The organism is Bradyrhizobium manausense (assembly GCF_018131105.1).
Lineage (GTDB): Bacteria > Pseudomonadota > Alphaproteobacteria > Rhizobiales > Xanthobacteraceae > Bradyrhizobium > Bradyrhizobium manausense_B.
In genome coordinates this window covers 174,931-196,499 of the sequence record NZ_JAFCJI010000002.1, presented here as the reverse complement: position 1 = coordinate 196,499, position 21,569 = coordinate 174,931, and the positions used below count along the sequence as shown (strand labels likewise).

At 64.3% G+C, this 21,569-nt stretch carries 19 protein-coding genes; 12 read left to right on the top strand and 7 right to left on the bottom strand.

The features are described from left to right. Nucleotides 1-16: 16 nt before the first annotated feature. Nucleotides 17-970, bottom strand: a complete 954-nt coding sequence (locus JQ631_RS21220) for a sugar-binding protein (protein WP_212328877.1) — start codon at nt 968-970, stop codon at nt 17-19. A gap of 385 nt (nt 971-1,355) precedes the next feature. On the opposite strand from JQ631_RS21220, the gene JQ631_RS21215 reads away from it, so the two are divergent. From JQ631_RS21215 to JQ631_RS21200, 4 genes are all read left to right on the top strand, one after another. After that, on the top strand, nt 1,356-1,763 hold the full coding sequence (locus JQ631_RS21215; RefSeq protein WP_212328875.1) for a hypothetical protein: 408 nt from the start codon (nt 1,356-1,358) through the stop codon (nt 1,761-1,763). Nucleotides 1,764-1,917: 154 nt separating this feature from the next. After that, nucleotides 1,918-3,381, top strand: a complete 1,464-nt coding sequence (locus tag JQ631_RS21210) for a GH1 family beta-glucosidase (protein WP_212328873.1) — start codon at nt 1,918-1,920, stop codon at nt 3,379-3,381. 119 nt (nt 3,382-3,500) lie between these two features. After that, a complete protein-coding gene (locus JQ631_RS21205) occupies nt 3,501-4,733 on the top strand; it encodes an acetyl-CoA C-acetyltransferase (protein WP_212328872.1) in 1,233 nt (410 codons plus the stop codon). A 333-nt stretch (nt 4,734-5,066) separates the two neighbouring features. Then, nucleotides 5,067-5,369: an HU family DNA-binding protein gene (locus tag JQ631_RS21200; RefSeq protein ID WP_195803191.1), complete on the top strand. Its 303-nt coding sequence runs from the start codon at nt 5,067-5,069 to the stop codon at nt 5,367-5,369. Between the two features lie 70 nt (nt 5,370-5,439). Here the strand turns inward: JQ631_RS21200 and JQ631_RS21195 are convergent, their stop codons facing one another. From JQ631_RS21195 to JQ631_RS21180, 4 genes are all read right to left on the bottom strand, one after another. Then, entirely contained in the window at nt 5,440-5,595 is a 156-nt protein-coding gene (locus JQ631_RS21195) for a hypothetical protein (protein ID WP_212328871.1), read from the bottom strand. 4 nt (nt 5,596-5,599) lie between these two features. Continuing rightward, the gene (lon, locus tag JQ631_RS21190) at nt 5,600-7,993 is read right to left on the bottom strand and encodes an endopeptidase La (protein WP_212328870.1); all 2,394 of its coding nucleotides are present in this window, start codon (nt 7,991-7,993) and stop codon (nt 5,600-5,602) included. Nucleotides 7,994-8,001: 8 nt separating this feature from the next. Continuing rightward, nucleotides 8,002-8,385: an Hsp20/alpha crystallin family protein gene (locus tag JQ631_RS21185; RefSeq protein ID WP_212328869.1), complete on the bottom strand. Its 384-nt coding sequence runs from the start codon at nt 8,383-8,385 to the stop codon at nt 8,002-8,004. Between the two features lie 186 nt (nt 8,386-8,571). Next, nucleotides 8,572-9,141: a YciE/YciF ferroxidase family protein gene (locus JQ631_RS21180; protein WP_212328868.1), complete on the bottom strand. Its 570-nt coding sequence runs from the start codon at nt 9,139-9,141 to the stop codon at nt 8,572-8,574. A 145-nt stretch (nt 9,142-9,286) separates the two neighbouring features. Between JQ631_RS21180 and JQ631_RS21175 the strand changes: the two genes are divergently transcribed. From JQ631_RS21175 to uraD, 8 genes are all read left to right on the top strand, one after another. After that, nucleotides 9,287-9,913 (top strand): MarC family protein, encoded by a 627-nt coding sequence (locus JQ631_RS21175; RefSeq protein ID WP_212328866.1) that lies wholly within the window; start codon nt 9,287-9,289, stop codon nt 9,911-9,913. 206 nt (nt 9,914-10,119) lie between these two features. Continuing rightward, on the top strand, nt 10,120-10,773 hold the full coding sequence (locus tag JQ631_RS21170) for an L-fuculose-phosphate aldolase (protein WP_212328864.1): 654 nt from the start codon (nt 10,120-10,122) through the stop codon (nt 10,771-10,773). Between the two features lie 12 nt (nt 10,774-10,785). After that, the gene (locus JQ631_RS21165) at nt 10,786-12,573 is read left to right on the top strand and encodes a chloride channel protein (RefSeq protein WP_212328863.1); all 1,788 of its coding nucleotides are present in this window, start codon (nt 10,786-10,788) and stop codon (nt 12,571-12,573) included. Between the two features lie 126 nt (nt 12,574-12,699). Continuing rightward, nucleotides 12,700-14,019 carry an alpha/beta hydrolase gene (locus tag JQ631_RS21160; protein WP_212328861.1) on the top strand — a complete coding sequence of 440 codons (1,320 nt, stop codon included), beginning with the start codon at nt 12,700-12,702 and terminating at the stop codon, nt 14,017-14,019. A 232-nt stretch (nt 14,020-14,251) separates the two neighbouring features. Continuing rightward, a complete protein-coding gene (locus JQ631_RS21155; RefSeq protein ID WP_212328859.1) occupies nt 14,252-14,632 on the top strand; it encodes a hypothetical protein in 381 nt (126 codons plus the stop codon). A gap of 1,064 nt (nt 14,633-15,696) precedes the next feature. Then, nucleotides 15,697-16,110 (top strand): DUF3830 family protein, encoded by a 414-nt coding sequence (locus JQ631_RS21150; protein ID WP_188096533.1) that lies wholly within the window; start codon nt 15,697-15,699, stop codon nt 16,108-16,110. Continuing rightward, nucleotides 16,111-17,046, top strand: a complete 936-nt coding sequence (gene puuE, locus JQ631_RS21145; protein ID WP_212328857.1) for an allantoinase PuuE — start codon at nt 16,111-16,113, stop codon at nt 17,044-17,046. A gap of 7 nt (nt 17,047-17,053) precedes the next feature. Next, the gene (gene uraD / locus JQ631_RS21140; protein ID WP_212328855.1) at nt 17,054-17,941 is read left to right on the top strand and encodes a 2-oxo-4-hydroxy-4-carboxy-5-ureidoimidazoline decarboxylase; all 888 of its coding nucleotides are present in this window, start codon (nt 17,054-17,056) and stop codon (nt 17,939-17,941) included. Here uraD and JQ631_RS21135 read toward each other — a convergent pair. Together JQ631_RS21135 and JQ631_RS21130 are read right to left on the bottom strand one after the other, a co-directional pair. Further along, the gene (locus JQ631_RS21135; protein ID WP_212328853.1) at nt 17,938-20,664 is read right to left on the bottom strand and encodes a molybdopterin-dependent oxidoreductase; all 2,727 of its coding nucleotides are present in this window, start codon (nt 20,662-20,664) and stop codon (nt 17,938-17,940) included. The two genes, uraD and JQ631_RS21135, sit on opposite strands and share 4 nt — an antisense overlap. Next, nucleotides 20,661-21,488, bottom strand: a complete 828-nt coding sequence (locus JQ631_RS21130; protein WP_212328851.1) for an FAD binding domain-containing protein — start codon at nt 21,486-21,488, stop codon at nt 20,661-20,663. Before JQ631_RS21130 ends, JQ631_RS21135 begins: the two co-directional genes overlap by 4 nt. Nucleotides 21,489-21,569 lie beyond the last annotated feature (81 nt).

Here is a 21,569-nt window from a genome sequence, read left to right as displayed (position 1 = left end):
AACGCCCGCAGGTCTCCTACTTCTTGAGCATCGACTTCATCGAGGCCATGAAGTCGTCGACATTGGCTTTGTCGATGACCTTGCCGGGCACGATGATGATGCCGTTGGCGGGCACGCCGGACTTGTCGCCCTCGATGTACTTCGCCATCAGCTTCATGCCCTGATAGCCCCACTCGAAGGGCTGCTGCACGACAGTGCCGGCAATCGCGCCTTCCTTGACGCCGCCCAGCGTGATCGGATCCTCGTCGAAACCGATGATCTGGATCTTGCCGAGCTTGCCGGCCTCCTTCAGCACTTCATAGATGCGCGGCGTGTTGTAGGAGTAGAAGCCGACCAGGCAGCTCACGTCAGGCATGGCGGCGAGGATGTCCTCGACGTTGCGCTTGGCGCGGGTCTGATCGATCTCGTCGCCGCGAACGTCGACCAGCTCGACTTTCGAGCCCTTGATGGTCTCCTTGACGCCCTCGATGCGCTCGCGCGCGTTGTCGGCGCCGGGCAGACCGACGAAGCCGACGCACTTGCCGCCGTTCGGCAGCGCCTTGAGCATCAGCTTGCCGGCGTCCTTGCCGAGATCGACGTTGGACGAGCCGATATAGGCGATGCGCTTCGAGTTCGGCGCATCGCTGTCGGTGGTGAACAGCAGCGTCTGCGAGGCGATCTTGTTGAGATGCTCGACCTGGTTCTTCGGATCGACCGCGCTCACCATAATGCCGGCGGCACCGGCAGCGACGAGGTCGTCCATCATGCGCTGCTGAACGGCAGCGGCGGCCTGTTCCGGATATTTGAGCTGAAGATTGTAATTGGGCAGCTCGCCCTGGGCCTTCTTGACGCCGGCTTCCGCGATCTTCCAGAAGTCGGACGCGCCGTTGACGACGAAGGCCAGAACCTTCTTGTCGGCCGCGTTCGCCGAACCGAGGCCCAGAGCAATTGTGAATGCGACAGATACACCTGCGATCAAGAGACGCTGCATGTTCATCCTCCCCTTGTGCGGTCAGCCCTTCATGAAGGCCAACTCTGCTTGAGCCCGAATTGGGCGCATGTCTCAATCTCGCGGGCCGCGCAGGTCGGCCGCCGACCGCATCCTTGCGGCAGGCGCGGTCACCCGCCGGCCCGTGAGGTGAAATGAGGCACGTACCTCAGCGTAGCAAAGGCACGCCGAGCGTGCAACAGGGGCTGACGTTCGCGCGAAATCGCCCCGGCGCTCGCCTGGCGGGCGTTCATCATCCTGAACTTGATCAAGGAACTTGAAGTCTCCGAGGCGGCCTACCGGGTTGGTACGGGCCGCGTCGTTAACCGGGCTTTAGCGCTGATCGTGCGGATGATTGGCGTGGCGAGACCAGGGGGAGACTGCTCCCATGCTGAAGGATGGTACCTACGCGGCGTGGTACAACACGCCGCTCGATCAGGGCACCGGCATTGTCCATGTCGCAGACGGCCAGATTTGGGGCCGCGACAGCCTGATGACGTATCACGGCTCGTGCAGGGTTGATGGCGATCGCTTCACCGCGACCGTTTTGACCAAGCGCCATACCGAGGGACGCGTCACGGTCTTCGGCGTCTATGATGAACTCACGCTGGACATCGAAGGGACGTGCCCCGGCAAGATTGCGACCTACACGGCGACAGCAGGGCAGGCGCGGGGAGTCGTCCTGCAGGGAACGCTCATTCTGACGGAACCGCCGGCGGCATCGCCCGAACCAGCCGGGCAGGTCCCAGCGTTCAATCCCGGCAAGCTTCCAAGGTTGCCGAAACGCTCGCGCTGAGCACAGAAGCCATCGCGGCTCGCCGCATTGCCTGCCCCGACATGGTGCGCCCGCGCGGCGCAATTCTGCATCCTGAAATCTCGGTGCGGGCGCTTCTCAAAACGCTTCCGCCCCGCCATGGTGCCGCCGCAGCAATCAGCCGGAGGCAGCATCAATGTCGGACAAGGTCTCGCGTCGCCAGTTCGCGAAAATCGCGGGTCTGTCCGCCGCTGGAATCACGGCTCCTCTTGAGGTCGCGGAGGCCAAGCCGGCAACGGCGCCACGCAGCGCCGGCGGCTTCCCGGCAGGCTTCGTCTGGGGCACCGCGACCTCGTCCTATCAGGTCGAGGGTGCGGTCGAAGAGGACGGGCGAGGAGCCTCGATCTGGGACAAGTTCGTGCGTATCCCCGGCAAGATCGAGGACGGTACCACCGGCGACCGCGCCGTTGAGCACTACCATCGCTACAAGGAAGACATCGCGCTCATCAGGGAACTCGGCTGCAAGGCCTATCGCTTCTCCGTGGCCTGGCCGCGGGTATTTCCTGACGGCGACGGCAAGCCGAACCCGAAAGGACTCGACTTCTATAATCGCCTGGTCGACGAGCTCCTCAAGAACGGCATCGAGCCGTGGCTGACGCTTTATCACTGGGATCTGCCGCAATCGCTGCAGGATCGCTTCGGCGGCTGGCGCTCGACCGAGACCTGCAAGATATTCGGCGACTACGCAGCCTATGTCGCCGAGCACCTGACCGATCGCGTCAAGAACGTGTTCACGCTGAACGAGAGCGGCCGCTTCGTCTATTTCGGTTATGGCATCGGAATCGATGCGCCGGGCCTGACCTTGCCGCAAGCCGAAGTGAACCAGATCAGGCACAACAGCGCGCTTGCGCACGGGCTCGCGGTGCAGGCGGTACGCGCCCATGGCCGCCGCGGCACGCGGGTCGGGCCGGCCGAAAATATTGATGCCTGTATTCCCGCGATCGATACGCCCGAGAACGTCCGCGCCGCCGAGATCGCGCTGCGGGAGATGAACGGCGGCTATCTCAACGTCATCATGACCGGTCGCTACACCGATGCGTTTCTGAAATATGCCGGCGCCGACGCGCCGAAATACACTGATGCGGAGTTGAAGATCATCTCCTCGCCGGTCGATTTCCTCGGCCTCAACATCTACGCGCCGCAACACTACATCGTCGCGTCCGATCAGGGGGCGGGCTTCATGCCGCTGCCGATCCCGAAGGCCTTTCCGCACATGAATTCGGACTGGCTCCGCGTCGGCCCGGAGACGATCTACTGGGTGCCGAGGCTCGCCGCCAAGATCTGGAAGACGAACGCGATCTACATCAGCGAGAACGGCACTTCCGGCGACGACCAGGTGACGCAAGACGGCAAGATCTACGACACCGACCGCATCATGTACCTTCGCAACTATCTCGCCCAGCTCCAGCGCGCTACCGCCGAGGGCGTGCCGGTGCGCGGTTACTTCCTCTGGAGCCTGATGGACAATTTCGAATGGGTATACGGGCTCAACAAGCGGTTTGGGCTGTACCACGTCAATTTCGACACCCAGATGCGAACGCCCAAACTCAGCGCGAGCTTCTACCGCAACGTGATCGCGAAGAACGCCGCGGGGGCGTGAGGCAGGATTTTACGCGCAGCGGAAAATCCGGGAGAGAGGGGCATGTTCGCCGCTCATTGACTCCACTCTCCCCCTGATTCAAAACCGTCCTCAACGCTCACAACAAGAGGACAACGCCCATGACCGACGCGCTGATCATCGACGCCTGCCGTACCCCGCGCGGCGTCGGCAAGGCCGGCAAGGGAGCATTGTCGGGCATTCATCCGCAGCAGCTCGGCGCGACCGTGCTGCGTGCGCTGGCGGACCGCACCGGCATCGACACGGCCGATGTCGACGACATCGTCTGGGGCTGTAGCGCACAGGTCGCAACGCAAGGCGGCGACCTCGGCCGCATGTCGGCGCTCGATGCCGGCTACGACGTGCGCGCCAGCGCCGTGACGCTGGACCGCTTCTGTGGCTCCGGCATCACCAGCGTCAACATGGCGGCATCCTCGATCATGGCGGGCGCGGAAGACCTCGTCATCGCAGGCGGCTGCGAGATGATGTCGATGGAGGGACGTCGTGGCGGCGGTCCGATGATGATGGACTCCGGCAATCTGCGCCTGCGCGCGCGGCATCCGCAGTCTCATCAGGGCGTCTGCGCCGACGCGATCGCGACGCTGGAAGGTATCACGCGGCAGGACGTCGACGCGCTCGGGCTGGAAAGCCAGAAGCGCGCTGCGCAGGCGATTGCCGGCGGTCACTTCAAGAAGAGCCTCGTGCCCGTCCATCGCGAGGACGGCAGCCTCGCGCTCGACCATGAAGAGTACCCGCGGCCGCAGACCACGATGGAGGGGCTTGCTGCGCTGAAGCCGGCATTCCCTGCGGTCGCCGACTATGCGCTGGACGACAAGGGCACGACCTATCGCGGCCTGATCCTGCAGAAATATCCTGACCTCAACATCGACTTCATGCACCACGCCGGCAACTCGTCCGGCGTCGTCGACGGCGCCGCCGCAATCCTGCTGGCCTCGCCGTCCTACGCCAAGGCGCACGGCCTGAAGCCGCGCGCTCGCGTGGTCGCGATGGCCAACATGGGGGACTCGCCGACCCTGATGTTGAATGCACCGGTGCCGGCGACGCGGAAGGTGCTGGCGAAGGCCGGGCTCACCGTCGACGACATTGATCTCTTCGAGATCAATGAGGCCTTTGCGGTCGTTGCGGAAAAATACATCCGCGATCTCAAGCTCGATCGCGCCAAGGTCAACGTCAACGGCGGCTCGATCGCGCTCGGTCATCCCATCGGCGCGACCGGCTCGATCCTGATCGGCACCGTGCTCGACGAGCTCGAACGGCGCGATCTCAAGCGCGGCCTCGTGACCATGTGCGCCGCCGGAGGCATGGCTCCGGCGGTCATCATCGAGCGCATCTAGCTCCCCGCGCCCCGTAAAAGGCAGGGGGAAACGCCTCAGAGCGACGATCCAGCCTTATTTTTCAGGGTGAATCGCGCTCCTCCTCTCACAAAGAGGCCGGTCGTCGCTTGTCGAAAGCATCGAATCAGCTTTAGCAAGGCTGCTTGCGGGCCTTTGAAACAAGGCAAAAACCGCTGCCCAAGGCACCTTCCGCTCTGGAAGCCGCTAAAATGCAGGGGTTTTTGTCGCAGGGGGCCAAAAAAGCCCGTAAAACCGCGACAAAACTGTGCAGAAGGCTATAGGCCTTCGCCGGTTGGTCTAATATGCAACCGGCAACGAATCAGAGGAGACACGATGCCAACCCAAATGTCGAAATCGCAGCTGATCGAAAAGATCGCGACCGCCACCGAGCTCTCCAAGCGCGACGTCAAGAACGTCATGGAGACGCTGACCGACGTCGGCCACAAGGAGCTCAAGAAGAGCGGCCTGTTCCTGGTGCCGGGCTTCGCCAAGTTCGTGGTCATCAAGAAGCCCGCGACCAAGGCGCGCAAGGGCACCAACCCGTTCACGGGTGAAGAGATGATGTTCAAGGCCAAGCCGGCCCGGAAGATCGTCCGCGCCCGCCCGGTCAAGGCCGCCAAGGACGCCGTGGCCTGATAACGCAAAGGCCCCCTCGATGAGAGGGGGCCTTTTGGTTTGAGTGACGCAGGGGCCGATACGGAGGGGATCAGCCCTTGCGGCGCTTCACCCGGACCGGGATCGGCTGAAGCCGCGGCTCCGGTCCTGCAAGTGCATCGCGCACCCGGTCGATGGCACGACCGAGCAGCTGGCGCAGCCGCTGTGCCTTCCGCGAGCGCTTCGCTCCTTCCAGCAATTTCTTCATCGCATCACTCCGCCGCTTCGATCTTGACGTCAGGCTTGGTTTCCGCCGGCTCGAGCGCGGCAGCGATGGCTTCGTCGACGCGCTCCAGCCAGATGAATTCCAAATTGTCCCGCGCGCTCTTCGGGATGTCGTCGTAGTCCCGCTTGTTGCGCGCCGGCAGCATCACCCGCTTCAAGCCGGCAGCGGCCGCAGCCACCACCTTCTCCTTGATACCGCCAACCGGCAGCACCAGACCACGCAGCGAGATCTCGCCGGTCATCGCCGTGTCACTGCGCACCGTGCGATTGGTGAGCAGTGACGTCAGCGCCGTGAACATCGCCACGCCCGCGCTCGGCCCGTCCTTCGGGGTTGCACCCGCCGGGACGTGAACGTGGATGTCGCTCTTCTCGAACACCTGCGGCTCGATGCCGAGCTGGGAGGCTTTGCTTTTCACCAGCGTCATCGCCGCCTGCACGCTCTCGCGCATGACGTCGCCGAGCTGGCCGGTCAGGATCATGCTGCCCCGGCCGGGCACGCGTGAGGCCTCGATGAACAGGATGTCGCCGCCGACCGGCGTCCAGGCGAGGCCTGTGGCCACGCCCGGAATGCTGGTGCGCTGCGCGATCTCGCCTTCGAAGCGCGGCTGTCCCAGCACGTCGCCGATGTCCTTCGCCGTGATCACGACCTTCGTGGCCGTTCCTTCAGCGACTTGCACCGCGGCATGGCGGAACAGCTTGCCGATCTCGCGCTCGAGGTTACGCACACCGGCTTCGCGGGTGTAACCCTTGACCACCAGCCTCAGCGCCTCCGGCTCGATCTCGGCCTGCTCGGCCGTCAAGCCGTTGGCCTCGATCTGCCGCCGCACCAGATAGCGCTTCGCGATCTCCAGCTTCTCCTCTTCGGTGTAGCCAGCGAGGCTGATCAACTCCATGCGGTCCAGCAGCGGACCAGGAATCTGATCCAGCATGTTGGCCGTTGCGATGAAGACCACGCGCGACAGGTCGAAGGGCACGGCCAGGTAATTGTCCCGGAACGTCCCGTTCTGTTCGGGGTCGAGCACCTCCAGCATGGCGGCAGAGGGATCGCCCTGCACGCCACGGCCCATCTTGTCGATCTCGTCCAGCATCATGACGCAGTTGCGGCTGCCCGCCTTCTTGATGCCCTGGATGATGTTGCCGGGCAGCGCGCCGATATAAGTGCGCCGGTGACCGCGGATCTCAGCCTCGTCATGCACACCGCCGAGGCTGACGCGCACGAAGGGGCGATCCATCGCGCGTGCGATGGACTGGCCCAGCGAGGTCTTGCCGACGCCGGGCGGGCCGACGAAGCACAGGATCGGGGCCTTGCCCTGCGGTGCCAGCTTGCGCACCGCCAGATATTCGATGATCCGGCTCTTGATCTTCTCCAGGCCGAAGTGATCCGCATCCAGGATGCGGCGTGCTTCCTTGATGTCGATCGGCTTCTCCGGGGGCAGCGCCCACGGCAGCTCGATCAGCCAGTCCAGATAGGTGCGGACCATGCCGGATTCACCGGCAGCCTCCGGCATGCGCTCGTAGCGACGCAGCTCCTTCTTCGCGTGCGCATCCGCCTCTGGCGGCATGTTGGCCTTGGCGATGGCAGCCGTCAGCTCGGCGACCTCGGCAGCCTTGCCGTCGCCTTCGCCCAGCTGGCGCTGAATGGTGGCCATCTGCTCGCGCAGGATCGCCTCGCGCTGCCGTTCGTCGAACGTCGCGCGGGTCTTCTGGCCGATTTCATTGGAGATGCGCAGCACTTCCAGCCGCTCGGCCAGGTGCTTCGACACCTTCTCGACGCGCAAGGCGAGGTCGATGGTCTCCAGCACCTCCTGCTTGTCCTGCGGCTTGATGTCCATGAACGACGTCGCCAGATCCGCCAGCGCGCCGGGCGCGGTGGTGTTCTGGAACATCGCGACCAGCTCGGGCGGCGCCTGCGGCAGCAGCTCGATCGCCTCGATGGCCTGGCGCTGCAGATTCAGCGCACGCGCCTCGATCTCGGGCGAAGTCGTGGTCGGCTCGGGGATCTGCTGGATGCGCGCAGCCGGGAACGGCGTCCCCGGCAGGAAGTCGACAATGCGCACGCGCTGCACGCCCTGGCAGACGATGTGATGCGTTCCGTCGGGCGCGGTGATGTAGCGCACGATGTTGGCGATGGTCGCGACCTTATAGAGATCGTCCGGGCCAGGCTCCTCGATCTCGGGGCTGCGCTGAAGCACGATGCCGACAGGGCGCTGCTCACGCAGCGCCTGCTGGGCGGCGGCGATGGACTTCGCCCGGCCGATCGCGATCGGTGCGATGGCGCCGGGAAACAGCACCATCTCGCGCACGGGGATGATGATCAGCGCGTCTTCGGGGATATTCACGTCGGAATTGGTCTGTTCGGTGTTCATCTGTTCGGTGGCCATGATCGACCTCAGGATTTGGCGAGGCGCAGTGCGACGCAGCCGTCCATCACGAAGCGGCTGATGGCGTAGCGGCCAAGGGGCAATGCAATGCGACGCTCAAAACGCCCCTGCGGCAGCTCGAGCCGGTGGATGCGGGCGTTGCGAAGCTCCGGCGGAAGCGTGCGCTGGCCCGAGATGACGAGCACGCCGTCCTGGATCACCGTCTCGACATTGTCAGGATTGACGCCGGGAAGCGCGACCAGGATCAGGAGCTCGTGCTCGGTCTCGAGCACGTCGATCGGCGGCTCCCAGCAGGCTTCCTGACGGCCGAACTGCTGCCGCAGCCGTTCGGCGCGGGTCAGCTGGTCGAGGGCCTCGGACAGCATCCAGTCAAAGGGATTTTTAGGTTGCATGGCAAAACTCGGGGAAGGCGCTGCGGTTGGAAGACGGGGATATGGTGATGGTTCCCGCAAATTCCAGCATCGCTCGTCTGGGGCATGCCTGGCCCCTCGATCGGGAGGGGGCCCTTGCGCTCAGACGCATCGACGCCGCGAAAGATGTTCCGCGGCGCCGAAGGCAACAATTGGGCGGGACGTGGATCAGGCGGCTTCGCGGTATTCGGCCTCCGCTTCAAGGTTGATCACTGATGTGGCGAGCTCGGTCAGCGTGTGATCGGTGGCCTCTTCCTCGTCCAGCGTGGCCTGAAGCAACCTTGCCGCCTCGGGCATGCCGAGCTCCTCGGCCCAGGTGCGCAATGTGCCGTAACGGGAGATCTCGTAATGCTCGACGGCCTGCGCCGCCGCGAGCAGGCCGGCGTCGAGGGCAGGGGCGTTCTTGAAATCCTTCATGATCTCGGCGCCTTCGTCGGTAATGCCGTTGATCGCCTCGCATGGCTTGCCGCGCGCGGGCTTGTTCAGCATCCGGAAGATCTGCTCCAGACGTTTGACCTGGCCCTGCGTCTCCCGCAGATGCTTGTTGAAGGCGGCGGCAAGGTCTTTCGAATGGGCGGCCTTGGCCATCTTGGGCAGTGTCTTGATGATCTTGTTCTCCGCGAAATAGATGTCTTTCAGTGTTTCCAGAAACAGATCGCTCAACATCTTAGGCGCCTGGCGCGGGCGGCGCGACGCGGTCTTTTTCTTGGACGCACGTTTCTTTGCTTTCTTAGCCATTGATCCTCCTCATGAGGTGACACGGGAAGGCACGCCCTTCCTCAATCCTCACGCGATCAAGAGCCGGCGTTTGCAAATGTTCCTCGCGAAGGCCCCAGCAAGCCGCTATGGCTGGCCGTCCACGCTCGTCCGAGACGCCCAAGCCATGCTCGACTTCGCCCTGTCCGCCTTCGTCACGCTGTTGCTGGTGATCGATCCCGTCGGCCTTGCGCCTGCGTTTCTGGCCGCGACCGGGGGCATGCCCGACACGATCAAGCGGACGGTGGCACTGCGCGCCCCGTTCATCGCGGCCTCGATCCTGGTCGTGATTGCGCTGGTCGGAAACTGGCTGCTGCGCCAGCTCGGGATCGGCATCCCCGCGTTCCAGATCGCGGGTGGACTGCTGCTGTTCGGCGTGTCCTACCAGATGATCTTCGGTGACCGGCCGCATCGCGAGGCGCGGGAGGCCGACAAGGCGACCGCCGAGCATGCCTCCGATGTCGCGGTATTTCCGCTCGCCATCCCCATGATGGCCGGCCCCGGCGCGATTGCGACCACGCTGCTGCTCGCCGGAGATGCCGGTTATGGGGGCAAGCTCGCGATCATCATCGCGATTATCCTCGCGGTCTGCCTCATCTGCATGCTCTGCTTCATCTCGGCTCAGCTGATCGCGCGGACGCTCGGGCGCACCGGAAATGCCGTGTTGTCGCGCGTGCTCGGCATGCTGCTGGCGGCCTATTCGGTGCAATTCGTGATCAACGGGATCGCGGCGGTGCAGGCCAGCCTGACGTAGGGCTGCGTCAATCTGTTAATAGGTTGATATTACGATCTATTTTCCGGTGTAACGGTACATCCAACAAGACCGCTGCCATCCTGGCCGCTTTCGCTTGCACTGCCACATTGCTTTGACGTACTTCGGGTCTATCAAACGCCCATCGCCAAGAAAACTGGCAAGAAAACTGGCAAGAAAATCGACGAGAAGGTCGAGATGAAATCGAGATGTCGATGACTACGGACGAACTCGACAAGAGACAGGCCATCATCGACGCCTGCCGCCGCATGAACGCGCTCGGCATCAACCAGGGCACCTCTGGCAACATCAGCGTGCGGCATGGCGATGGGCTGCTGATCACCCCGACCAGCGTGCCCTATGACGCCATGACGCCTGACCAGATCGTGTTCATGGCGATGGACGGCTCGCATGCCCCCGGCCAGAAGCCGTCCAGCGAGTGGCGTTTCCATCTGGACATCCTGAAGTCCCGTGCCGACGCCGACGCCGTCGTGCATGCCCATCCGACCTATTGCACCATCCTGGCGATCATGGGCATGGAGATCCCGCCGGTGCATTACATGATCGCGGCGGCCGGCGGCGACAGCATCCGCTGTGCGCCCTACGCCACTTTCGGGACAGTGGAACTGTCCGAGCATGCGGTGCGCGCGCTGGAAGGCCGGCTCGCATGCCTGCTCGACCATCACGGCATGATCGCGATCGGCAAGACGCTCGAGAAGGCGATGTGGCTCGCGGTCGAGGTCGAGACGTTGGCGCGGCAATATCACGGCTGCCTCCAGATCGGCAAACCGCCGCTGCTGTCGAGCGCCGAGATCGAGCGGGTGCGTCAGCGCATGGCCGGCTACGGCCTGTCGGAAGGGTAGGGCTCACAAGCGGTGTTCGCGCGGATCAGATATTTCGTCGACGGCAAGGGGACCAACCGCACCATGGTGCGGTTGCGCGCGCTGTTGCGCAGCAACGAGTTCTACCTGATCCCGCTGTCGCTGGTCATCGGCACGCTGGCCGGCGCGGTGGTGACGCTGATGGCCGAGATCGCGCAGATCGCCCATGTCGTGATCTACGGTATCCCCATCGACGTGCGCCTCTCGGCCAACGCCTACATCAGTCCCTGGGCGGCGATGATCGCGCCTGCGCTCGGCGGCCTCCTGCTCGGCGTCATGGAGTGGTGGCGGCGACGGCTGAAGATCTCGAGCGCGGTCGACCCGATCGAGGCCAATGCGCTGCGCGGCGGCAATCTGTCGATGCGCGACAGCGTGGTGGTATCGAGCCAGACGCTGATCTCGAACGGCTGCGGCGCCTCGGTCGGTCTCGAGGCCGGCTACACCCAGATCGGCTCGGGCATCGCCTCGCTGTTCGGCAAATTCTTCAACCTCCGCCGCAACGACCTCCGCCTGATCGTCGGTTGCGGCGCAGCGGCGGCGATCGCGGCCGCCTTCGGCGCGCCGATCACCGGCGCATTCTATGCCTGCGAACTGATCGTCGGCGTCTATTCGGTCGGCAGCGCCGCGCCGATTCTGGCGGCCTCGCTCGCCGGCGCGCTCACCGCGCAATGGCTCGGCGGCGCGCCTTACTCCCTCGAAATCCCGAAAGTGAGCGCCGTCGGCGTCGAGCAATATCTGGCGCTGATCGGACTCGCGCTCGTCACCAGCGGCGTCGGCATCGCGGTGATGCGCTCGTCCTCGATGTTCGAGCGCCTGTTCAAATGGCTGCCGGTCTGGCTGCGCCCGGTGATCGGCGGCTTCATCGTCGGCGGCTTCGCCCTCGTCACGCCGCAGGTGCTGGCGGCCGGCCACGGCGCCATGGTGCTCGATCTCTTCCACGACATGACGATCGGCCTGATCGCGATCATCATCGCGTTGAAGGTGACGGCGTGCCTGATCTCGCTGGCGTCAGGCTTCCGCGGCGGTCTGTTCTTCGCCTCGCTGTTCGTCGGCAGCCTGATCGGAAAGTTCTTCTCCGCGGTGCTGCTCCTGATCAGTCCGCACTTCGTGATCGACCCGCTGGTGGCGATGCTGACCGGCATGGCAACGCTGGGCGTCGCCATCGTCGGCGGACCCCTGACCATGTCGTTCCTCGTGCTCGAGATGACCCGCAATGTCGACGTCACCGCCGTGGTGCTGGCCGGCTGCATCGTCACCTCGATCTGCGTCCGCTTCATGTTCGGCCATTCCTTCTCGACCTGGCGCCTGCATCTGCGCGGCGAGACCATCCGCAGCGCCAACGATGTCGGCTGGCTGCGCAACCTCACCGTCGAACGGCTGATGCGTTCCGACGTCGGCAAGGTGCCGTCGACCACCACCATCGCCGCGACACGGCGGGAATTCGTGCTGGGATCGCGGCCCGGCATCGTCATCGTCAACAATGCTGACGAATATGTCGGCCTCGTCCTGCTGCCCGACCTGTTCTCGAGCGACCTCGACACCATCGCCGACGAGATCCAGGTCATCGAGCTCGCGCGCCTGACCGACATCGTGCTGATCCCGGAAATGAACGTGAAGAGCGCGATGGCGGTGTTCGACGAGGCAGAGGCCGAAATGCTGGCGGTGGTCGATTCCACCGACAGCCGCAAGGTGGTCGGCTTCCTGAGCGAGACTTTTGCCCGCCGCCGCTATGTCGAGGAGATCGACAAGGCCACGCGCGGCGTGCTGGGCGCACTGTCGTAAAGAACGCGTTCCCGGGCAAGTTGACGCTGGCACGCTGAGCGGACTTGCCAGATCGTTCACAACCTCTAGGCTAGGGATGGACGGCAGGGCTGGTGCCTGGCCGCATTCAGCGACGAGGGACGCGCGATGTCGGACACGCTTCGCCTGTTGCTTGCCTTGCTCGAACTCGGGCCCCGGCTGAAGGATCTGCTGGGCGACAAATGGCCGCCTTACGCCGACGAATTGCAGGCGCTCGCCGGTCGTGCTGGCCAGGGCGAAGATCCGGACAAGCTTCGCCAGGCGCTCGATCTCCTGGTCGTGCGGTTGCTCGCGGAGCCGCCGGCGGTGGAACTGGTCGAGCGCGTGATGGCGGACATGGCAGCACCCGTAGCCTCCCGGGAGACCGTGACCCGTCGCGGGCGGGTATCACCGCCCGTTGTCCCCGATACCGTCCGGCCGACCACGGATGAGGCGACCGGTGTCGTCACGATTCCCGTCTTCTATGGCACCGATCGCGCCCGCGGCGACGACACCCCGGCGACCTATTTCGGCGGCGCGCGCGGGGCGCTGTCTTTTGGCGTGGCAGAGGTCAGCGTGCCCACGCGCGGCCGCGAGCTCGGTGAGCTCCCCAGTCCCAGCTGGTGGCGTCTCGAATTCTCGCCCGATCCGGAGAAGCACGTTATCCTCAAAAGCGTCGGCGCGCTTGGCCGCGAGGGCTTCGTCGCAAGCCTCAAGGATTCGCTCGCGGCTGCGGATTTGCACGACGTCCTGATCTTCGTCCACGGCTACAACGTGACATTCGCGGATGCCGCGCGACGTGCCGCGCAGCTTGCGGTGGATCTGAAGTTCGCCGGCCGGACATTGTTGTATAGTTGGGCGTCGGCGGCGGATACCAAGAAGTACACGGTGGACGAGAGCACGATCGACTGGTCGCGCGACCATTTCGAGGCGTTTCTCCAGCTCGCGCTCGGCGAGGTCGGAGCGGGCAGGGTGCACATCATCGCGCACAGCATGGGCAACCGCGCGGTGATCAACACGCTCGAACGGGTCGCGTCGTGGCCGCTGCCGGCCGGCGCCGCGAAGCTCGGTCAGATCGTCTTTGCCGCGCCAGATATCGACCGCGACCGTTTTGTTCAGCTCGCCGCAAAGTTCAAAGGCTGCGCGTCGCGCGTGACCCTTTATGCGTCGTCGCGCGATGTGGCGCTGCTGGCTTCGAAATTCGTCCACGGCTATCCCCGGGCGGGCGAGGCCGGCGATGCCCTGACGGTCGTCGAGGGCATCGATACGATCGACGCATCGCTGGTCGACACCAGCCTCGTCGGCTTGCACCATTCCTATTTCGGCGAGAAGCGCTCGATCCTGAACGACATGTTCAACCTGATCGTACAGCAACTCGCCCCCGACCAGCGCTTCGACCTCCAGTCCGCAGGCGACACGCTTCGCAAATACTGGAGCTATCGGGTCTAGGGCTTGATCGAGTCTAATTGAACCGGTGAGCAGCGGAGGATGTCGCGACGCGCGACAGGCGCGCGCCCGTTCATTTTCCGCTCAGGTTGACTGGCGCAAGCTGGATCAGGCGGTTTGGTTTACAATCGTTCAAAGCGTGGCAGATTGCCGCGATCACGAAACCATTTCAGTGGTTTGTGCGTTATCGAGCGTTTTCTTATCTCCTTCTTGGTCGAAAGCAGAGGACGTTGAAATGAGTGACAGGACCGTGAATTCGAGATTTGGCCGCAACACTGCGCTTGCCGCGTTCGCCAGTCTCGCCCTGGTCGCGGCATCCGTGTCGCCGTCGGCCGCAGCGTCCCCGGCGAAGGCCGCGGTCGCGCCGGTCGCAGGACAGGGCTCATCCAACGTGACGGATTTCAGCGCTGCGCGGCGTCATCGCTATTATCGCCGCGGACCGAGCGCGGCCGGCCTCGCCTTCATGGGCGTCGCGGCCGGTCTGATCGGAGGCGCGATCGCCGAGAGCCGGCGCCAGGAGTACTACGAAAACAACTACTATTACGGCGGCCCGCACTACTATCGTGATCCGGGCTACGGCTACTATGGCGGCCCGCGCTACTACAATCCGTACTGACCTTTGCCCGACGGGCAAAACACCTGCGGGGTCTGTCAACCTCTCCAGGCAAAAACATTCCGCTTTACCGAAATTCGGAAATGACGTATGTGTCGCCCATCCCGGTTCGACCTGGAGGGGCGATCGTACGTCGTCACTGATCGAGAACCGGGTTTTGCGGTGGACGCGGCAGCGTCGGCGCGAGAGGTGCGGGCAGGGCGGGTAGTCCCTGTGAGCCCGAAACCGCGTGCGAACGAACGGCGCTGTGAAGTTCGTCTCGCCAACATTCTTGCAGTGCGTGTGCACACTGCTGCAAGACCCTGTGGCACCACGGACGTGCGTACGGCAAAACCGTGTGGTCCTGGCCGTCGTCGCTACGGTCAAGCCTGTCGCGGAGATGTCAGCGAGCCCAACCGGGCGGACGGCATCGCCAATCTGCGAGGCGAGGGAGGCCAGAACGAATTCGGCTCCCGGGAGAGCGCGGCATAAGCCGTCAAACCATCGCGCAGGGAAGGCCGTGTGTTGGGCTTCACCTGTATGCCGCTGTGCGGTCTTCTTGCGCTACACATTCGCGCAGCGGACCGTGGGTGCCAAGCCGGCACCCGGCCTTCCCTGCGCCCTCCTGGACAAGAGGGCGGAGTGACGGAGCAAAGCTCGGGCGGATTGCGCCGCGAGGTTGCGAAGGTGTGTCTGCAAGTCAAAATGTGAGTCGGAGGGCGACGCCAATACCCCTCACTCCGTCATTGCGAGCGCACGAAGCAAGCCAGAATCCCTCCGCGGAGAAACTCTGGATTGTTCACTGCGATCGCAATGACGAGGTGGAGAAAGTCATGCAACAGACTCCGCTCTCGCACCGACGCACCGGAGCCGGCTAAATATTCGGCAGTCACTGCCTGCGAGCGCCGATGGACTTGACCCTTGCAATCCGGTTGAATGGGCCCAATCGGGTTTCAGGCGCGACAGCGACGTCGAAATATCTGGCCCCTTGTGATCGCCGCGCCGCCACTTGCGCGAAGCCCGCTGGAATGCTCTTTGCTTGCAAGTTCCCCGTGGGGCGCGATCGCCCCCCGATCCAGAGAGATGAGATGAGCAAACTCGTTATCCGCGCCGGTGATTTCACCTTCGATGCCCGCTTCGAGGAGCAGGCGGCGCCCAAGACCGTTGCGGCGTTCCGGAAGGCGCTGCCGTTCGAGAGCCACATCATCCACGTGCGCTGGAGCGGCGAGGGCGTCTGGATGCCGCTCGGTGACCTCGATTTCGGTGTCGGCTACGAGAACCACACCAGCTATCCCGCGCCCGGGCAGATCATCCTCTATCCCGGCGGAATCAGCGAGACCGAGATCCTGCTTGCCTATGGCGGCGTGCATTTCGCCAGCAAGATGGGCCAGCTCGCCGGCAACCACTTCATCACCGTGACCTCCGGTCTGGAGAATCTGGCGACGCTGGGCAAGAGCGTGCTCTGGAAGGGCGCGCTGCCGATCCGCTTCGAGGAAGTCTGAGTGACCGACAGCAGCTACCCGCGCGATCTCCGCGGTTACGGTCGCAACCCGCCGCATCCGGAGTGGCCCGGCAATGCGCGGGTCGCGGTGCAGTTCGTCGTCAATTTCGAGGAAGGCGGCGAGAACAACATTTTGCACGGCGATCGCGCCTCGGAAGCGTTTCTGTCCGACGTGCTCGGTGCGCAGCCCTGGCCTGGCCAGCGTCACGCCAATATCGAATCCATGTTCGAATACGGCTCGCGCGCCGGCTTCTGGCGGCTGTGGCGAATGTTCAAGGAACGTAACTGGCCGACGACCGTGTTCGGTGTCGCCACCGCGCTGAAGCGCAATCCGGAAATTGTGGCTGCGATGAAGGAGTCCGGTTGGGACATCGCGAGCCACAGTCTGAAATGGATCGAGCACAAGGACATGTCGGAAGCGCAGGAGCGCGCCGAGATCGCCGAGTCGATACGCGTCCATACCGAGGCGACCGGTTCGCGGCCGCTCGGCTGGTACACCGGGCGCTCCTCGACCAACACCCTCAGGCTGCTGATGGAGGAGGGCGGCCTGCTCTATCTCTGCGACTCCTATGCCGACGATCTGCCCTACTGGGTCAAGGGCGCGGGCGGCAAGCAGCTCGTCATACCCTATACGCTCGATGCCAACGACATGCGCTTCATCAACCCGCAAGGCTTTGCCGAGGGCGAGCAGTTCTACACCTATCTGAAGGACACCTTTGACGTGCTCTATGCCGAGGGTGAGGCTGCGCCGAAGATGATGTCTGTGGGGCTGCACTGCCGTCTCGCCGGCCGGCCCGGCCGCGCCGCGGGCCTGATCCGCTTCCTCGATTACATCGGCAAGCACGAGCGCGTCTGGGTACCGACGCGGCTTCAGATCGCGCAGCACTGGCACGACAAGCATGCGGGTCTTGCTGACAACGCTTTCGAGATCGGATAGGGAAGAAATGTCGCGGATCGCCTTGTCAGATCTCAATGTCGCGGGCTTCGACGATTTCGTCGCCGTACTTGAAAACGTGGTCGAATATTCGCCTTGGATCGCCCAACAAGCCGCGGCGCGCCGTCCGTTTGCCGGGATCAATCCACTGCTCGACGCGATCAAGGCGGCGATTGCGAGCGCCGAGCCCGCTGAGCAACTGGCGCTGATACGCGCGCATCCCGACCTCGCCAACAAGGCCCAACGCGCGGCGGGACTGACGCTTGACTCGAGTGCCGAGCAGAACAGCGCCGGCCTCGACCGTCTGTCGGACGCCGAATACGCGGCCTTCGAGCGGGCGAACAAGGCATATCGTGAAAAATTTGGCATCCCCTATATCGTCTGCGCGCGCCGGCACACCAAAGATTCCATCCTGCGGGACTTCGACGCGCGGCTGCAGAACATCGCCAAGACCGAGACGCGCCGCGCGCTCGAGGAAATCTCTCGCATCGCCGCGCTGCGGCTCGATCAGCTCGTCGTCGCCGATGACAAGCTCAAGGTGCACGGCCGGCTTTCGACGCATGTGCTGGACAATTACACGGGCAGGCCCGCAACCGGCATTCCGGTCGAGCTTGTCGAACTCGCTGCGCTCGGCGAGAGCCGCGTCATTGCGCGCGCCGTTACCAATGCGGATGGTCGCACCGACCAGCCGCTGATCGGCGGCCGCCCGCTGCCGATCGGCCGCTACGAGCTCCGCTTCAGTGTCGCCAGATATTACGCCGAGCGCAACGTGCAGCTCCCTGACCCGCCGTTCCTCGACGAGATCCCGTTGCGGTTCGCGATCAGCGAAGCCGAGGGACACTACCACGTGCCACTGCTGGTGACGCCGTGGAGCTATTCGACGTACCGCGGCAGTTAATCGCCGAACTTGTCGTGCAGGGCCGGAAACAGCCGGTCCGGCTTGAACGGCGGCCCGGTGAAACGGATGCCGGTGGCATCGGCGATGGCGTTGCCGAGTGCGGCGGCCACCGGATTGTACGGGCTCTCGCTCATCGACTTCGCGCCAAGTGGTCCGATGGTGTCGGAGGTCTCGGCGAACAACACTTCCGTGCGCGGCACGTCCGCGAAGGACGGCAGATGATAGTCACGGAATGTGGGATTGGTGATGCGGCCTGCCGCGTCGATCACCATCTCCTCATACAGCGCTGCACCGAGCGCCTGTGCGACGCCGCCCTCGACCTGGCCGCGACACTGCATGGGATTGGCGACAACGCCCGCGTCCGCGGCCTGCACGCTCCGGAGAATCCTGACCTCGCCGGTGCCCTTGTTCACGGCAACGCGAAAGCCCTGCACGTTGAATCCGACAGACCGTGGCGTTCCCTGGGAATTGCCTTGGGCCACGAGCGGACGTCCCGTCTCGCGCGCGAGTTTCGCGATCTCAGCAAAGGACATCCGCCGTACGCCGCTGACAACGAACTCGTCCTCGAGCGTGCAACTCCCGACATCGCAAAGCCACGCGCGCGCGGCGGCTGCCTTCAGCTCGGCCGCAAGCTGCATCGCGGCCGCCTGCGCCGCCTTGCCGGCGACGAAAATGCCCGTGCTGCCGTAAGCGCCGGTGTCGTGGCCGCCATGGGCGGTGTCGGATTGGCGCAGCCGGATTCTATCGACGGTGGTCGCCAAAATTGTCGCGGCAATCTGCCGGTGCACGGTGCTGGTGCCGTTACCGAATTCGGCGGTGCCGACGGTGAGATCGAAGCTGCCGTCGTCGTTGAGCGCGATCGTGGCGTCGGCGATGTGGCCTGCGGGCGGCACGGTGTCGATCATGGTCAGCGCGATGCCGTCACCGATCAGCCATTCCGGCGACAGCTCGGGCTGTGGGGCATCTGTCCGCATGGCGCGTTCGACGAGGTCGATGCATTGGTCGAGCCCGTAGGAGCCGTAAAGCACGTCGTGATAGCCGGACTCGGGCGGCGACAGCATGGGATCGCCGGGCCTGACGATGTTGCGGCGGCGCATGTCGTAAGGGCTGATGCCGAGCTGCCTGGCCAGCTCGTCGATCGCGGCTTCCACCGCGATCACGCTCTGCGGCAGGCCATAGCCGCGAAACGCGCCTGCGGGCACCGTATTGGTGTAGACGACGAAGCCGTCGACCCGCTTGTTCAGGCACTTGTAGACAGCGATCGATTCAGACACCGCGTGGAACATCACCGAGGGGCCGTGATTGCCGTAGGCGCCGGTATTGGAGAGAACATCGAGCTGGAGCGCGGTGAGCTTGCCCGCGGCATCCGCGCCGGCCTTGATGTGGACCCGCATCGGGTGCCGCGTCGAGGTCGCGATGAATTGCTCCTCGCGGGTCAGCTCGAGCTTGACGGGACGCCCCGTCTTGAGCGCCGCGAGCGCCAGGATATCCTCGACGAACATCTCCTGCTTGCCGCCGAAGCCGCCGCCGACGCGCTCGCAGAATACCCGGACCTTGTCCATCGGCAGTTGGAAGATGTTCGAGAGCGCGCGCCGGGTCAGGAACGGCACCTGTGTCGAAGTGCGGACATTGAGCACACCTGCTTCATCGAGCCAGGCGAGACCGCCATGGGTCTCCAGCGCTGCGTGCTGCACCCGGTGGCTGTGAAAGGTGGCTTCGTACGTGACGGCGGATGTAGCGAGTGCCGCAGCGGCATCGCCGAACTCGCCATGAATCTCCGCGACGAGATTGCGCTGCGCGTCCGCAACGCGGTTCGCGCCGGTCCGGTCAGGATGGACGAGAGGCGCGCCCGGCGCCATCGCCATTTCAGGATCGATCAACGCGGGCAAAATCTCGTACGCGACCTTCAGCCGCCTGCAGGCCTCCTCGGCCGCGCCCTCGCTCTCGGCGACGACAGCCGCGACTTTCTGGCCGATGAAGCGGACGACGTCGTCGAGGATTCGGGTGTCCTCGGGGTCCATCCAGTCCTTCTCGTGCCGTGCCGTCGAGATCAGCACCGCAGGCGCATCCTCATGCGTCAGGATGGCGTGCACGCCGGGCACGGCCATCGCCGCCGCCCTGTCGATCGAAACGATCCTGGCATGTGCGTGTGGCGAGCGCAGCAGCTTGATGTGCAGAAGGTTGTCGACCTCAGTGTCGAACGTGTAGCGCGCCGTGCCGCGGACGACGTCCGGGCCGGCGGGAGCCGGCAGGCTGCGGCCGAAAGCTCCGCCGGCTTTGACGCCTGTCTCGACATTGTTCTTGCCGTTGATCGCATCCTCGATCGCGCGATAACCGGTGCAGCGGCAGATATTGCCCTTCAACGCGGCGCCGAGATCGGTGCGCTGCGCCTGGTTCAGAGAAACGCAGGTCAGGATCATGCCGGCGGTGCAAAAGCCGCATTGGAAGCCCTGCGCGTCGAGGAAGGCTTGCTGCATCGGATGCGCGCCATGCTCGTCGCCGAGGCCTTCGATCGTGGTGATGGCGCGTCCCTCCGCGCGAAACGCAGGGATCAGGCAGCTATGGACGGGTTCGCCATCCAGCAGCACGGTGCAGGCTCCGCAATCGCCGGCGTCGCAGCCTTTTTTCACCCCGAAATGACCGAGTTCGCGCAAGAACGTGCGCAGGCACTGGCCGGCGCCCGGCGCTTGCGGAAAATTCGTGCCGTTGATGTCGAAGCTCATGGCGGCGTTGCACCCATGAGTTCGGCTCGGATCTCCTCGGCAAGCCGCAGCGTCATGTGCTTGCGCCACAGTGGCTTGCCGTGGATGTCGGTATGATAGAGATCGTCGGCGATCTCCTCGAAGATGGCGGCACGGAGTGCGCTTGCATCGGTCGGCCCAGGAAACGATATCTGGATCGGGCGCACGGTCGATGCCGTCACTGTCAGCCTCAGCGCGTCATTGCTATCGAGGCTTCCGATCAGAACGGCCGCGGACCGGCCGACCGGCGCGAGCGAGATCTGGCGAAATGCGGAGCGGCGTTTCAGCGCGGCGATCGGAATATCGATCTGGCGCAGCAGGTCGCCCGGCGAGAGGCGGTTGCGCTGATTGCCCGTGACAAATTCGGCGACGGGAATCCTCTGCTCGCCGCCGCCGGCCTTCCAGATCGTGCAGACACCGTCGAGCGCGGCGGTGAGCGAGATCATCGGTCCCGCCGGCAGCGACATGCAGAGATTGCCGCCGACGGTCGCTGTCTTCCAGATCTTGAAAGAGGCGAGGAAGGCGCGGCAGCATTGGCCGATCAGCGGTGCTGCGAGCCAGCCAGGCGGGCAGGTGAGCGCATCGAGTTGCGAGATCGTGCAGGTGGCGGCGATGCTGAGGTGACCAGGCGTAATCACCAGCGCCGGCCATTTCAGATCGGTGAGATCGATCAGCCGCGTGAGGTGGATCTGCGGCTCCGAGAACAGCCACGTGCCGCCCGCAAGCCAAGCATCACCTGGTGTCCAAATGGGTAATTCGGCCCGCGTTTGCGGATGGGAGACCGCTGTGATGGTATTCAAGTCCATGGCTGCGACAGCGCCTGCGCCGGGTGATTTGACCTAAGGGAAAGTCTTGCAAGACCAGCGCCAAGTGGCAACAAGAAGTAG